Source organism: Pigmentiphaga sp. H8, from assembly GCF_003854895.1.
Taxonomy (GTDB): Bacteria; Pseudomonadota; Gammaproteobacteria; order Burkholderiales; family Burkholderiaceae_B; genus Pigmentiphaga.
Window position 1 is genome coordinate 3,372,122 of record NZ_CP033966.1, and the last position, 14,162, is coordinate 3,386,283.

At 68.0% G+C, this 14,162-nt stretch carries 9 protein-coding genes; 8 read left to right on the forward strand and 1 reads right to left on the reverse strand.

The genetic code is table 11. The features are described 5' to 3' along the window. The first annotated feature begins 599 nt into the window (after window positions 1-599). From EGT29_RS15945 to EGT29_RS15965, 5 genes are all read left to right on the forward strand, one after another. Window positions 600-3,644 (forward strand): Rne/Rng family ribonuclease, encoded by a 3,045-nt coding sequence (locus EGT29_RS15945; protein WP_124689904.1) that lies wholly within the window; start codon window positions 600-602, stop codon window positions 3,642-3,644. 183 nt (window positions 3,645-3,827) lie between these two features. Then, the gene (locus EGT29_RS15950) at window positions 3,828-7,322 is read left to right on the forward strand and encodes a response regulator (protein WP_124689905.1); all 3,495 of its coding nucleotides are present in this window, start codon (window positions 3,828-3,830) and stop codon (window positions 7,320-7,322) included. A gap of 16 nt (window positions 7,323-7,338) precedes the next feature. Then, window positions 7,339-8,166 carry a protein-glutamate O-methyltransferase CheR gene (locus tag EGT29_RS15955; protein ID WP_124689906.1) on the forward strand — a complete coding sequence of 276 codons (828 nt, stop codon included), beginning with the start codon at window positions 7,339-7,341 and terminating at the stop codon, window positions 8,164-8,166. Window positions 8,167-8,178: 12 nt separating this feature from the next. After that, entirely contained in the window at window positions 8,179-8,739 is a 561-nt protein-coding gene (locus tag EGT29_RS15960) for a chemotaxis protein CheB (protein ID WP_124689907.1), read from the forward strand. Next, entirely contained in the window at window positions 8,736-9,746 is a 1,011-nt protein-coding gene (locus EGT29_RS15965; RefSeq protein WP_202865540.1) for a diguanylate cyclase, read from the forward strand. The genes EGT29_RS15960 and EGT29_RS15965 overlap by 4 nt, the downstream gene beginning before the upstream one ends. 9 nt (window positions 9,747-9,755) lie before the next feature. Here the strand turns inward: EGT29_RS15965 and EGT29_RS15970 are convergent, their stop codons facing one another. After that, window positions 9,756-11,060 (reverse strand): GGDEF domain-containing phosphodiesterase, encoded by a 1,305-nt coding sequence (locus tag EGT29_RS15970; protein ID WP_124689908.1) that lies wholly within the window; start codon window positions 11,058-11,060, stop codon window positions 9,756-9,758. A 348-nt stretch (window positions 11,061-11,408) separates the two neighbouring features. Here EGT29_RS15970 and bcsP point away from each other — a divergent pair, with 348 nt between their 5' ends. From bcsP to moaA, 3 genes are all read left to right on the forward strand, one after another. Further along, on the forward strand, window positions 11,409-11,900 hold the full coding sequence (bcsP, locus tag EGT29_RS15975) for a cellulose biosynthesis protein BcsP (protein ID WP_124689909.1): 492 nt from the start codon (window positions 11,409-11,411) through the stop codon (window positions 11,898-11,900). Then, entirely contained in the window at window positions 11,897-12,670 is a 774-nt protein-coding gene (bcsQ, locus tag EGT29_RS15980) for a cellulose biosynthesis protein BcsQ (RefSeq protein WP_124689910.1), read from the forward strand. Before bcsP ends, bcsQ begins: the two co-directional genes overlap by 4 nt. A gap of 97 nt (window positions 12,671-12,767) precedes the next feature. Next, complete coding sequence (gene moaA, locus EGT29_RS15985) at window positions 12,768-13,871, forward strand: GTP 3',8-cyclase MoaA (protein ID WP_370282396.1); 1,104 nt, start codon at window positions 12,768-12,770, stop codon at window positions 13,869-13,871. The last annotated feature ends 291 nt before the right edge of the window (window positions 13,872-14,162 follow it).

The window sequence follows — 14,162 nt, forward strand, 5'->3', positions numbered from 1 at the left end:
TCCGCCAGATGTGCGCGAGACCTTTCCAAATCCAGGCCGCGTTCCCTATCGGGCTGCCGCCTGCCGCTGAATGTTTCGCGGCAAGCCGTGCAGCCTTTGCAGCACGCCGCCGGGTCAGGACAGGTCGCAAAGTGTGCCGGAATTGTACCCGTCCCGCCCGCCGGATTCTTCCGGGCCGTCATGGTCGCCCGCTCGTCGCGCCGCAATGGCTTCGAACCCGAAGCCCAACCGCGCGACGACGGATATGCGCCCGCGGACGCAAGTACAAAGAAACCGTCGTCGTATACGCAAAGGCTCGCCCAAGAGGCGAGTCTGTCTGGCTCGCAAATACCGTGAATACCACTGCTTTCGATACCGCAACCGTCCATCTCCCCCACCGCGAACCGCGGTCAGTGGGCGATGGCCGCGGCATCCACGGTGCCTGCGCTCTCTCCCGACCTTGCGCATTCCCACCCGGCCGGTCATCGTGACCTGAGTCCGTGGGTGCGGCTTTTCGCGCACCGGTTTCCTCCACTCGCTCCGCGCACCCCGCATCTTCCGGACGGCCCGAGGCTGCGCGCCGGTTTTTCGGCGCGACACGACCACGGAGAACTTCATACATGAAGCGCATGCTGTTCAACGCAACGCACCAGGAAGAACTGCGCGTTGCCATCGTCGATGGGCAGAAGCTCATCGACCTCGACATCGAAACCGCCGGCCGCGAACAACGCAAAGGCAACATCTACAAGGGCGTCGTCACCCGCGTCGAACCCAGCCTGGAAGCCTGCTTCGTCAACTATGGCGAGGAACGCCACGGCTTCCTTCCCTTCAAGGAAATCGCCCGCACCTACTTCAAGGAAGGCGTGGACGTCCGCAGCGCCCGCATCCAGGACGTGCTGCGCGAAGGCCAGGAACTCATCGTCCAGGTCGAGAAGGAAGAGCGCGGCAACAAGGGCGCGGCCCTGACCACGTTCATCTCGCTGGCCGGCCGCTACCTGGTGCTGATGCCCAACAATCCCCGCGGCGGCGGCGTATCGCGCCGCGTCGAGGGCGAAGACCGCCAGGAACTGCGTGAAACCATGGAGCAGCTCCAGGTTCCGCAGGGCATGAGCATCATCGCCCGCACCGCCGGCATCGGCCGCAACGTCGAAGAACTGCAGTGGGACCTGTCCTACCTGATGCAGCTCTGGACCGCGATCGACGGCGCCGCCCGCGAGAACGCCGGCCCCATCCTGATCTACCTGGAATCGAGCCTGGTCATCCGGGCCATCCGCGATTATTTCTCGCCCGACATCGGCGAGATCCTGATCGACACCGACGACATCGCCGACCAGGCCTGCGCCTTCATGAGCGTGGTCATGCCGGACAATGTCCAGCGGGTGAAACGCTACCGCGACGACGTGCCCCTGTTCTCGCGCTTCCAGATCGAACACCAGATCGAGACCGCCTACGCCCGCACGGTGCCCCTGCCCTCGGGCGGCGCGGTGGTGATCGACCACACCGAGGCCCTGGTCGCGGTGGACGTCAACTCGGCGCGCGCCACCAAGGGCAGCGACATCGAGGAAACCGCGCTGCGCACCAACCTGGAAGCGGCCGACGAAGTGGCCCGCCAGCTGCGTTTGCGCGACCTGGGCGGCCTGATCGTCATCGACTTCATCGACATGGAAGACGGCAAGAACCAGCGCGCCGTCGAGCAGCGCCTGCGCGAAGCCCTCCATTTCGACCGCGCCCGCGTGCAGATGGGCAAGATCTCCCGCTTCGGCCTGATGGAGCTGTCGCGCCAGCGGCTGCGCCCGGCGCTGAACGAGGGCTCGCACATCACCTGCCCGCGCTGCAACGGCACCGGCGTCATCCGCGACACCGAATCCAGCGCGCTGCAGGTGCTGCGCCTGATCCAGGAAGAATCCATGAAGGAAAACACCGCCGCCGTGCACGCACAGGTGCCGGTGGAAGTGGCCACCTTCCTGCTGAACGAAAAGCGCACCGACATCGCCAAGATGGAAGCGCGCTCCAAGGTCAACGTCATCCTCATCCCCAACAAGCACCTCGAGACGCCCCACCATCGCATCGAGCGCCTGCGGCACGACGACCCCAGGCTGGAAAGCGCCAAGGCGAGCTTCGAGCTGGCCGAGGCACCCGAGACCAATCTCGCCTATTCCGCGCAGGAACACGAGGTCAAGGCCCGTCCCGAGGCCATCGTCAAGGGCATCACCCCCGCCCAGCCGGCGCCCGTCTCGTCCACGCCCTCGCCCAGCGCCAAGGCCCAACCCGCCGCGGCACCGGCCACTGGCGGCTTCCCGGCGCTGGTGTCGCGCCTGTTCGCCTGGCTCAAGGGCAGTCCCGCCCAGCCGGCCGAGCCGGCCGCCCGCCCGCGCAAGGACGAATCGCGCGAGGAACGTGACGCCCATCGCAACCGCCGCCGCACGCCCCAGGGCGGCGGCAACCGCGGCCGCCGCGACAACCGCGAAGCGCGCCCCGACGACCGCGATCGCCAGGAAGGCGAGGAAGGCCGCAAGGAAGCCCGTGATTCGCGCGGCCAGCGCCGCGACGGACGCCGGGACGACCGCGCCCGCGCGCCCAGGCAGGAAGAGCAACAGCGCCCCGTCGCCGCCGCGCCTGCCGCCGACGATGCCGAGCAGCAGTCGGGCGAGGCCCGCAACCGCAACCGCCGCGGCCGCCGCGGGGGACGCCGCGAGGACCTGCCGGCCGATGAGGCCGCCGGCTCGACCGTGGCCGCGGCCGCCGTCGTGGCTGGCGAGACGCTCGCGCCCGTCGTCGCTGCGCCCGAAGCTCCTGTCGTGCCGCAGGTACCGGTGGCCGCCGAGCCGCAAGACCTCCAGGACGAAGAGCAATTCGCATCCGCCGATGGCGCCGATAGCGCCGATGGCGAACCGGAACGCAAGCGCCGCCGCCGTCGCGGCCGCCGTGGCCGCCGCCAAGGCGAAGCCGGCGCCGCCCTGGGCGAAGATGGCTTGTCGGATGACGAATCGGCCGATGACGAGGATGGCGCGCCGGTGTCCGCCCCGGTCGAGCCGCTGGCCGTCGTGTCCGAGCCCATCCTGATCACCGCCGAGGCCCGGCCCATCGACACGCCCGTTCCCGTGGTGGCGGAAGTCGTGCACGCGCCGGCCGAACCGGTCCAGGAAGCCCAGCCGTCCTCGGAAGCGCCTTCCCAGGCCGAGGAACCCGCGCCCGTGGCGATCCCGCAGCCGGCCGAGGAACCCGCGCCCGCGGCGGCCGCCGAGGCCCCTGTCCAGCAGGCCGCCACGATCCCGGTCGAGCCGGTCCTGCCGGTCGAGGCCGTGAGCACGCCCGCGCCCCAAGCCGAAGCCCCCGCCGCGCAGCCCGAACCGGTTGCCGTGGAAGCCCAGGCCGAAGCGCCCGCGCCCGTGACCGAAACCCCGGTCCCGCAACCGGCCTCCATCCTGGATGCGCCGGCCCAGATCGTGGTGCCGCAGGCCGCCGCGTCGCACGACGAACTCGTGCGCGTGGTCGAGCAGGCCGGCATGCAGTGGGTGGAAACGGACAGCGCCAAGCTGGCCGCCTCCCGCCAGGCCGCGCCGGCCGCCGCGCCGGTCCGCCTGGGGCGCGAGCCGCGCGTCCACGCGCAGGCGACGTCCGAGGCGCTGGTCCAGGTCGAAACTCGTCCCGACCTGCATCACTGATCACGCAGCCGGGCCGTCACGATGCCGCACGTTCGCGTGCGGCATTTTTTTTGCTTCGAACCCGGGCCTCGGGCCACGAAACGCAACACCCGCGGCAGTGCCGCAAAATCACCACAAAGCTGCCCGCGCCCGGCCGCAACGCCTAGAATGGCGGCTTGGCCTGCCCTACGGGATATTCCCTCCATGTCCAGCAAGAAGACCCTCGAGAACTCATGGCTGGGGAACATCCCGCTGACCGGCAAGGTATCCCTGCTGGTGGGCTCGCTGCTGACCCTGTTCATCGTCTCCAGCATCGGCACGTCGCTGGTCCTGGAACAGGAGAAGCAGAACCGGGCCGCGTTCAGCACCACGGTCAACCTGCTGCGCGAGGTCGAGCAGACCAACCGCGTGCTGTACCAGCGGCAGTCCGAACTGCGGCAGTTGCTGCTCAGTTCGGGCGACCCCGACACCAAGACGCTGGATACCGCCAACGCCGCGATCGCCCGGCACCTGGATCACCTCGAACAGCAGGTCCGGCACGACGCCGCGCAAAGCACCCGCCTGGACACCATCCGCGACCTGGACGCCAGCTGGCGCAACAACGTCGAACAGCAGGTATTGCCCGAATTGCGGCGCCTGGCCAGGGAATCGCCGGCCGAGGCCGCCAGCCAACGCGAGCGGCTCTTCCCGAAGTTCACCAACAGCACTCCGGTCGCCACGCCCGCGATCGTCGCGGCACTCGATGGTTTCGGCACCTATGCCCGGCAGCAGCTGGACGAACGCGAACATGCCCTGGAGCAGTCCGAATCCCAGCGCGAGTGGCTGCTGTGGGGCACGCTGCTGCTGGCGGCGCTGTGCGGCGTGGCCGCCCTGCGGCTGTCGGCCACTCTCGTGACCCAGCCGCTGCGCCTGATGAGCGAACTCATGGAGCGGCTGGCCCGGCACGACCACGCCGTCGAGACGCCCCAGCTCGACCGGCGCGACGAGATCGGCACCATCTCCAGGGCCTTGACCGAGTTCAAGCAGATGGCCATCGATATTTCGGACCAGAACTGGGTGGGCCACTGCGTCGGAACGGTCGCCGACCGCCTGCAGCGCGCCTCCTCGCACACCGAGTTCGCTCAGGCACTGCTGTCGCAGCTCAGTCCCGAGCTGGGCGCGGGCGTGGCGCTGTTCCACCTGCGCGGCGAGGACGACACGCTGCATCCGGTCGGGCACTATGGATACCGGCCCGATCCCGAGAATGGACTCGAGCCGTTCAGGATGGGCGAAGGCCTGGTCGGCCAGTGCGCCCGCGAGGCCCGGACCATCGAACTCGATGCCGTGCCCGGCCATTACCTGCGCATGCGGTCCGGACTGGGCGAGGCGGTGCCTCCCCGCCTGATGCTGATCCCTGTCCTGTCGATGGAGCACGTCCTGGCCGTCATCGAACTGGGCCTGATGAGCCCCCTGGACGCCCGCCGCCATCGCCTGCTGGAAACCCTGCTGCCCGTCGTGGCCTTGTCGCTGGAGAACATCACGCGCTCCGTGCATACCCGGGAACTGCTGGAACGCACGCAAAGCCAGGCCGCCGAACTGCGTACCTCCGAGGAGGAACTGCGCACGCAGCAGGAGGAATTGCAGGCCTCGAACGAGGAATTGCGCCAGCAGTCGGAAATCCTGAACCAGCAGAAGACGCTGCTGGAGGCCCTGCAGCGGGAAACGGCCGACAAGGCGGACGCGCTGGCCCGCGCCAGCCAGTACAAGTCCGACTTCCTGGCCAACATGTCGCACGAGCTGCGCACACCGCTCAACAGCCTGCTGATCCTGTCCAACGACCTGGCCGAGAACCGCGAAGGCAACCTGAGCGAGGACCAGATCGAATCGGCCCGCATCATCCATGAAGGCGGCACCAATCTGCTGCGCCTCATCAACGACATCCTGGACCTGTCCAAGATCGAGGCCGGGAAGATGGAGTTGGCGCTCGAACAGGTCGACCTGCGCGGCTTCGCCTCCCGGTTCAAGCGCCAGTTCGACCACGTGGCGCGCGGCAAGGGCCTGCGCTTCACCGTCGAGATCGGCGATACCCTGCCGCCCGCGGTGCAGGCCGACGGCGGCAAGCTCGAGCAGATCGTGACCAACCTGCTGGGCAACGCCTTCAAGTTCACCCAGTCGGGCGAAGTCCGGCTGGTGCTGCGGCGCCCGGCCACCGACCTTCCCGGTTTTCCGGCCGACCGGTCCGTCTCGATCGAAGTGCACGACACCGGCATCGGCATCCCGCCCGAGAAATTCGCGCAGATCTTCGGCGCCTTCGAACAACTCGACGCCGGCACCAGCCGCCAGTTCGGCGGCACGGGCCTGGGCTTGGCGATCTCGCGCCGCCTGGCGCGCCTGCACCATGGCGACATCCAGCTGCGCAGCGAGCCCGGGCAAGGCAGCGTCTTCACAGTGGTGCTGCCGCAGCTCCAGCCCGGCGCGGCCGAACCTCCGCCCCCGGTCGAGGCCGCCCCCACCGCCAGCGACGCCACGACGACCTTGCCGGACACGCCGCCCGGCGACCCGGCCTCCCCCCGCGACACCACCATCCTCGTGATCGAGGACGACCCGGCCTTCGCGCGCGTCCTGGCCGACATGATCCGGCGCAAGGGCTGCTCGGCCCTGGTGGCCCACGGCGGCGAAGCCGGCCTGCAACTCGCCCGCCAGCATCATCCCACCGGCATCATCCTGGACCTGATGCTGCCCGACATGGATGGCTGGACGGTCCTGGAACGGCTCAAGGCCGAACCCGGCCTGCGCCACGTTCCCGTGCACATCGTCTCGGCACTGGACGAACCGGCACGCACCCGCGACTCCGGTGCGGCCGGCTACCTGACCAAGCCGGTGTCGGCCGACGCGCTCAACGGCGCCATCGACCGGTTGATGCTGCCAACCGAAGGACAGGCCCGGCGGCTGCTGATCATCGACGACGACCCGGCCTCCCGCACGTCGGTGCGGACCCTGCTGTCGTCCCAGCCCGTCGAGATCTCGGAAGCCGGCTCGGCCGAACAAGCGCTGGCCATGCTGCGCGACGAGACCTTCGACTGCGTCGTGCTGGACCTGGGCCTGCCCGGCATCTCCGGCTTCGACTTCCTTGAACGGCTGTCCGCCGTCGAGCCTCGCCCGCCGGTGGTGGTGTATTCCGCGCGGGAACTGTCGCGCGAAGACCAACTTCGGATACGCCTCCACACCGACAGCGTGGTGATCAAGGGCGCGCATTCGTCGGAACGGCTGCTGGACGAAGTCAGCCTCTTCCTGCACAGCGTGCGGCTGCGGCCCGCGGCGCCGGCCTCGGGCAGCGACGATGACCTGAAGGGGCGCAAGGTCCTGATGGTGGACGACGACATGCGCAACCTGTTCGCGCTGTCCAAGGCGCTGCGCGGGCGCGGCATGGAGGTCCTGATGGCGCAGGACGGCAGCAAGGCCCTGCGCCAGCTGGAAGAGAACCCCGACATCGAGCTGGTCCTGATGGACGTGATGATGCCGATCATGGATGGCTACGAGGCCACGCAGGAGATCCGCAAGAACCCGCGCCACGCCCACCTGCCCATCATCTCGCTCACCGCCAAGGCCATGCAGGGCGATCGCGAGAAAAGCCTTGCCTCGGGCGCCAACGACTACCTGCCGAAACCGGTGGACATTCCCAAGCTGCTGTCTATGATGCGAGTATGGTTGCACCGCTAGGCCCGCCTGGAACGCCATGGAACCCGACCTGGACGAAATCGAGCTGGACCTGTTCGTCGAAGCCCTGCGGCGGCGCCACGGCTATGACCTGAGCCAATACGCGCGCCCCTCGCTCAAGCGGCGCGTGCAGGGGCTGGTCCGCCAGCATGGCGTCGCGCACATCGGCGAACTCACCTCGCGCATGCTGCGCGATACCGCCTTCCTGCCGCAGGTGATCGACGGACTGTCGGTGCCGGTCTCGGAAATGTTCCGCGACCCCTTCGTGTTCGAAGCGCTGCGCACCAAGGTGTTCCCGACCCTGGCCTCGTATCCCAGCATCAACATCTGGCAGGCGGGCTGCGCCCACGGCGAGGAAGTCTATTCGCTCGCCATCCTGCTCGAGGAAGCCGGGCTGTACGAACGCAGCCAGATCTACGCCACCGATTTTTCCGACGCCGCGCTGGCGCGTGCCCGTGAAGGCATCTTCCCCGTGCGCGAGGCGCGGGCGGCCTCGCTGCGCTACCAGCAGTCGGGCGGCACCCGCACGCTGGCCGATTACTACCATGCGCGCTACGACCTGGTGAAGCTGGACGAATCGCTATGCCGCAACGTCGTGTTCGCCAACCACAACCTGGCCACGGACGGGGTGTTCTGCGAAGCTCACCTGATCCTGTGCCGCAACGTGCTGATCTACTTCAACAACGGCTTGCAGGATCGCACGCTGGCCCTGTTCGCCGACAGCCTCGTGCGCGGCGGCTTCCTGTGCCTGGGCACCAAGGAGAACCTCGCGCTGGCCTCGGCCGCTTCCAGCTTCGCCACGGTGGACGGCCCGGCGCGGATATTCCGGTCGGTGCGGGCGACCTGACGGAGGGATGCGATGGAACTGGTCGCCATCGGCTGTTCCACCGGCGGGTTGCGGGCCCTGCAAGTCCTGCTGCGCGGCCTGGCCCCCTGCCCCCGGACCGCGTTCGTCGTCGTCATCCACACGGCCTCGGCCGACAGCGACTCGCTGTGCCAGTTGCTCGCCCGCGACACCCCCATGCCCGTGCAGGAAGCGCAGGAGCGTGCGCCGGTGCTGCCGGGCGTGCTGTATGTCGCGCCGCCGGGCTATCATCTGCTGATCGGGCGCGACCAATATTTCTATTTGAATGTCGACCCCAAGGTCTGCTTCGTGCGACCCAGCATCGACGTGCTGTTCGAATCGGCCGCCGATGCTTACCGCCACCGCATGGCCGGCGTGATCCTGACCGGCGCCAACGACGACGGCGCCCGCGGACTGCGCTGCGTGCGGCAACAGGCGGGCATCGCGCTGGTGCAGGACCCGGAGGAAGCGGAAGCCTCCAGCATGCCAGAAGCGGCGCTTTCCCTGGCGGGTGCCGACCATTGCCTCGCGCTCGTCGACATCGCGAGCGAACTCAACCGGATGTGCCTATCTTGAAGACCAATCTGCCCGCTCCCAAGATCCTGATCGTGGACGACACGCCGGCCAACCTGTTCGCCATGCGCAAGCTGCTGGCGCAGATCGACGCCGAACTGGTCACGGTCACCTCGGGCAACGAAGCGCTGGCGCTTTGCCTGGACCAGCGCTTCGCGCTGATCCTGCTCGACGTCAACATGCCGGAGATGGACGGCTACGAGGTCGCCGCCCTGCTGTCCAACGAACCGCTCAATCGCGACACGCCCGTCATCTTCGTCACCGCCGCCTACGCCGACGACCTGAACCAGTTGAAGGGCTATCGCAGCGGCGCGGTGGACTACATCGCCAAGCCGGTCAACGACTCGATCCTGCTGTCCAAGGTCAAGGTATTCCTGGAACTGGAAACCGGCCGCCAGCAGCTGGCGCAGGCGCTGTCCACGCTGGAACAGCGCAACCAGCAGTTGCAGGTGGAGATCGCCGAACGGCGCCGCATCGAGGAGCAGATGCGCCACCAGGCCACGCACGACCAGTTGACGGGGCTGCCGAACCGAGCCTTGTTCATCGAGACCCTGGATCGCTTCCTGAGCCGCGCCCAGCGGCACGAGGAATTGTTCGCCCTGCTGTACGTGGACATCGACGGCTTCAAGCAGGTCAACGACAGCCACGGCCACCAAGCCGGCGACATGCTGTTGCAGGCCTTCTCGCTGCGCCTGCGGTCCGCTCTTCGCGGCGAGGATGTCGTGGCCCGCCTGGGTGGCGACGAATTCGGCGTCCTGCTGTGCAAGGCCGCCGATGGCGGCGCGATCCAGCAGAAATGCGTCGACCTGTGCGAGATCCTGCGCGCGCCCTACCGTCTGACCAGCAACGGCCAGGCCTTCACGGCCCACGTCGGGGCCAGCATAGGCGCCGCGATCGCCATGCAGCACGGCATCAACCGCGACAGCCTGGTGCAGGCGGCCGACAACGCGATGTACGAAGCCAAGCGCAGCGGCAAGAACCAGGCGAGGCTGGCCGCCACGCTGCTGTGACCGCCCGCGCTAAAGCGTGACCGCGACGCCCTGGCGGGCGTCGGCGTGGCGCAGGAAATCGGTGACGGCGGCGCCCCCCATGGGGGGCGAACACAGGAAACCCTGCCAGGCATCACAGCCCAGGTGCCTGAGCGCTTCCAGCTGCTGCGGCGTCTCGACGCCTTCGGCGATGGTCTGGATATCGACCGAGCGGCAGAACTGGATGACGGTGCGCAGCATTTCCTTGTCGTAGGTGTTGTCCAGCATCCCGGCCACGAACTGCCGGTCCAGCTTGACCGCCGCGAACTGCGCCGAGCGCAGCCGCAGGAAATTGGAATATCCGCTGCCAAAGTCGTCCAGGCTGAAGCCCACCCCCATTTCCCCCAGCCGCCGGGTGATGGTGCCGGCCTCTTCCGGATCGGGGATCTCGGCCGATTCGGTCAGCTCGATCTCCAGCCGGCCCGGTTCGATGCCGTATTCCTCGAGGATCCGGCCCACGCTCTCGGCCAGGTCCCCCTGCAATTGGGCGGCGCTGAGATTGACGGCCACCTGGGCACAGAACACGCCTTCCTCGCGCCATTGGGCCAGTTGCTGGCACGCGCGCCTGAGCACCCACATGCCCAGCGCGGAGCTGAGCCCCGCCGCCTCGACCTCGGGCACGAAGTCGTTGGGCATGACCAGGGTGCCCTTGCGATGCCAGCGCACCAGGGCTTCGACGCCACGCACCCGGCCGGTCCGCATCTCGAGCTGAGGCTGGTAGAACAGTTCGAACTCGCCGCGGTCCAGGCCCTGTATGACCTCGGTGACCAGCGTGTCCTCGCGCGACATCAGCACGCCGTCCAGGTCCTCGGGACCGTCGTTCCAGCACACCCAGCGCGCGCGGGTGCGCAGCGCGTAGCGGGCCGCCTGCTGGGCGCGCAGCAGCACGTTGGAAGGCTGGGGCAGGTCGCTGGGCAGCATGACGATGCCGAAGGCCGCCAGCGAGGACCCCTGGCTGGCACCCAGTATCTGCAACAGCGAGGACCGCTGGAACAACCGCTGGGCAGCGCCTATCGCTCCCGATTTGTCGTTGACGTCGCGCAACACGACGATCAGGCTGGCGTCGTCGAGCATGCAAAGCAGGTCGTCCGCCCGGATGAAGCGGCGGATCTTGCTGAGGATTTCGTCGCGCTGATGGGGAGCGGCGTCGGAGGGCAAGGCCAGCGCCATGACGGCGGCGCGCCGGCGCTCGCCGATCAGCACGCCCAGTTCGCGCAACAGCATGGCCCGTTCGCTGACATTGGCGAACTGTCGTACGGCCTCGGCGGGCTTGGACCTTCTAGGCATCGGCGACATGGAAAAATCGAACAAACATCACGCTTCTTTTAATCGATATACCGCTAGTCCGTCATCGGCGCCAGGCACACGGAGCCGTGATACATGATCATCGCACAGAGGCGATCATCGCAAAAGCGAAACCGCGCCCCGTGGGGCCAGCCCGGTCATCCGGGGCGAAACACGCGCCTTTCGCGGCAAGTTAGTAAACGCCAACATTAGACTTCACCCGATAATCAGTATGGGATCATTACGAGACGCATAGGCGGCAAGAACGGGCTTGCCCGTTACAATGTTAACAACTGTTGCCTTCAGTACGAACCCCCTTCGGCAATACCCTATGCTCTCAAACGGATCAATGGGAAATACATGAAAAAATCCGACGACATCGCCAACCTGTTCCGGCACTTCGGCGGCCAGCCTGGCCAGTACCAGGAAATCAGTCGCGCCAACGAAGCCCGCCAGTCACGCGAGCGCTGGCCGCTGCTGGCCTCGATCGAGGCGGACCAGGCTGCACGGCTTCCCCCCGTGGAAGCGCCTGTCCTCGGAGACCTTCCGCAGGCACCGCAGCCGACCGTCCTGCCCGCGGCCGCCCGGCCGGTTGCCGCGCCGCCGGCCGCCGAACCGGTTCCGTCACCGGCTGGGCGCATCGAGCCCCACCTGTCCGCCTCGCCGGCATCGCCTCCTCCCGCCGCTCCGCGCGCCGACGCCGGCGTCTCCACGACCGACGCCCGCATGGCTCCTGAGCGGGGACCGGAACCCCAGTTGCAAGCGCTGTTCACCCGCCTGGCCCGACCTGCCCCGCAAACCCCGGCCGGCAAGAAAAGCGAATCCCTTCTCGAACGTTTGAATCGACTGTGAAGATCATTGCAGTCGTTTCCGCCAAGGGCGGCGTCGGCAAGACCACGGCCGCCGCGAACCTCTGCGCGGCCCTGCGGCAGGGCGGCCGCAACGTGCTCGCCATCGATCTCGACCCCCAGAACGCCTTGCACCTGCATTTCGGCGACGATCCCCAGCGCATCACGGGCACGTCCCGGGCGACGCTGGCCGGGCAGGACTGGCGCGACATCCGCTTCTCCAGTTCGTCCGGCGTCGTCGTCCTGCCTTACGGGGCCGTCAACGAGGACGACCGGCGGGCCTTCGAGCGCCACCTGGAAGTACACGCCGACTGGCTGCCCCGCAACCTCCAGGGCTTGGGCCTGGGCGCCCAGGACCTGGTCGTGCTGGACACGCCCCCGGGCCCCTCGATCTACATGCGCACCGCCTTGTCGGCGGCGCAGCTGAGCGTCATCGTGACGCTGCCCGACGCCGCTTCCTATGCCACGCTTCCGATGATGGAAGGCCTGGTCCAGACCTACTGCGTCACGCGGCCCGACTTCATCAACCACGTGTTCGTGGTCAACCAGGTCGACAACTCGCGGCAGCTCGCGCGCGACGTACTGCAGGTCATGCGCGCCGACTTCGGCAAGCGCGTGGTCGGCGTCATCCACCAGGACCAGTCGGTCAGCGAAGCCCTTGCCTTCAACCAGAGCGTGCTTGACTACGACCCGCGGTGCCAGGCCACGCAGGACTACCTGGCGTGCGCCCAGAGCATCGAGGCCATGCTGTCCGCCCCCGGGTCCTCGCTCTGATCTCAGGCGCGGTGCTACGGCGCAACCCTTCCGTGCCATGGGGTAGTATTACAGTACATGGCGGGCCGGTCCCGCCCCTGCTGCTGCCCTTCGTACCGTGACCGCAAAAACCATCCTGCTGACCGATTACCGCGCGCGCCGCCCCGTTCCCGTCGCCGCCGGCGACCTCATCACGCCCTCCGGCCGGCTGGCGGACACGCGCGGCAGGATGCTGCACGACCTGCGCATCTCCGTCACCGACCGCTGCAACTTCCGCTGCGTGTACTGCATGCCCAAGGAAGTCTTCGGCAAGGACTACCCCTACCTGCCCCACGACGCCCTGCTCAGCTTCGAGGAAATCGTGCGGCTGGCGCGGGTGTTCGCGGCCCACGGCGTCGAGAAGATCCGCCTGACCGGCGGCGAGCCGCTGCTGCGCAAGAACATCGAGACCCTGGTTGCCCGGCTGGCCGAACTGCGCACGTCATCGGGCAAGCCGCTCGACCTGACCCTGACCACCAACGCGTCGCTGCTGGCACGCAAGGCGCGCGCCCTGGCCGAGGCGGGGCTGAACCGGGTCACCGTCAGCCTGGACGCACTGGACGACGCGGTTTTTCGCCGCATGAACGACGTCGACTTCGCCGTCGCCGACGTGCTGCACGGCATCGATGCCGCGGCCGAAGCGGGCCTGGGACCCATCAAGGTCAACATGGTGGTCAAGAAGGGCCTGAACGACGACCAGATCGAACCCATGGCCGAGCACTTCCGCCACTCTGGCCATACCCTGCGCTTCATCGAGTACATGGACGTAGGCGCGTCCAACGGCTGGAAGATGGATGAAGTCGTGCCCTCGGCCGACATCCTGCGCCGCCTGGACGCCCGCTGGCCGCTCGAAACCCTGGAGCCGCACTACACCGGCGAAGTCGCCCAGCGCTGGCGCTATCGCGACGGTGGCGGCGAAGTCGGCGTCATCTCCAGCGTCACCCAGGCCTTCTGTTCATCCTGTACCCGCGCCCGCCTGTCCACCGAAGGCCAGCTCTACCTGTGCCTGTTCGCCGACCAGGGCTACGACCTGCGCACCCTGCTGCGCGGCGGCGCCAGCGACGACCAACTGGCCACCGCCATCGCCCGCATCTGGCAGGCCCGCACCGACAACTATTCCGAACGCCGCTCCGCCGATACCCCCCGCTCCGGCCGCATAGAAATGAGCTACATCGGAGGGTGATCGAGGCCCCCCCTACGCCCTTACGGGCGCCCCCAGGGGGCGATGCGGGTGGACCGGCAGAGCCGGATCCACCGCATCCTGGGGTACCAACGGGCTGGCGGGGAACGGCGATATTGCCCGGCAGTTGCTTGGGTTCAGAAGAAAGCGGCCTTGCATATGATGCAAGGCCGCTCTTGTATCCGCGATCGGCTTAGGCCCAGGGCGCAGCGGATCCGGCTTTGCCGGTCCGCCAGCGCCGCCCCTTGAGGGGCGCGGCCATGGCCGCGTGGGGTGGGCTTCCCTTCCGGTCCA

Bases quoted from the DNA above. Each gene is read 5' to 3' on its own strand.
- EGT29_RS15960 (WP_124689907.1), top strand. From the start codon at position 8,179: ATGGAACTGGTCGCCATCGGCTGTTCCACCGGCGGGTTGCGGGCCCTG.
- EGT29_RS15970 (WP_124689908.1), bottom strand. From the start codon at position 11,060: ATGTCGCCGATGCCTAGAAGGTCCAAGCCCGCCGAGGCCGTACGACAG.
- bcsP (WP_124689909.1), top strand. From the start codon at position 11,409: ATGAAAAAATCCGACGACATCGCCAACCTGTTCCGGCACTTCGGCGGC.
- EGT29_RS15955 (WP_124689906.1), top strand. From the start codon at position 7,339: ATGGAACCCGACCTGGACGAAATCGAGCTGGACCTGTTCGTCGAAGCC.
- EGT29_RS15945 (WP_124689904.1), top strand. From the start codon at position 600: ATGAAGCGCATGCTGTTCAACGCAACGCACCAGGAAGAACTGCGCGTT.
- EGT29_RS15950 (WP_124689905.1), top strand. From the start codon at position 3,828: ATGTCCAGCAAGAAGACCCTCGAGAACTCATGGCTGGGGAACATCCCG.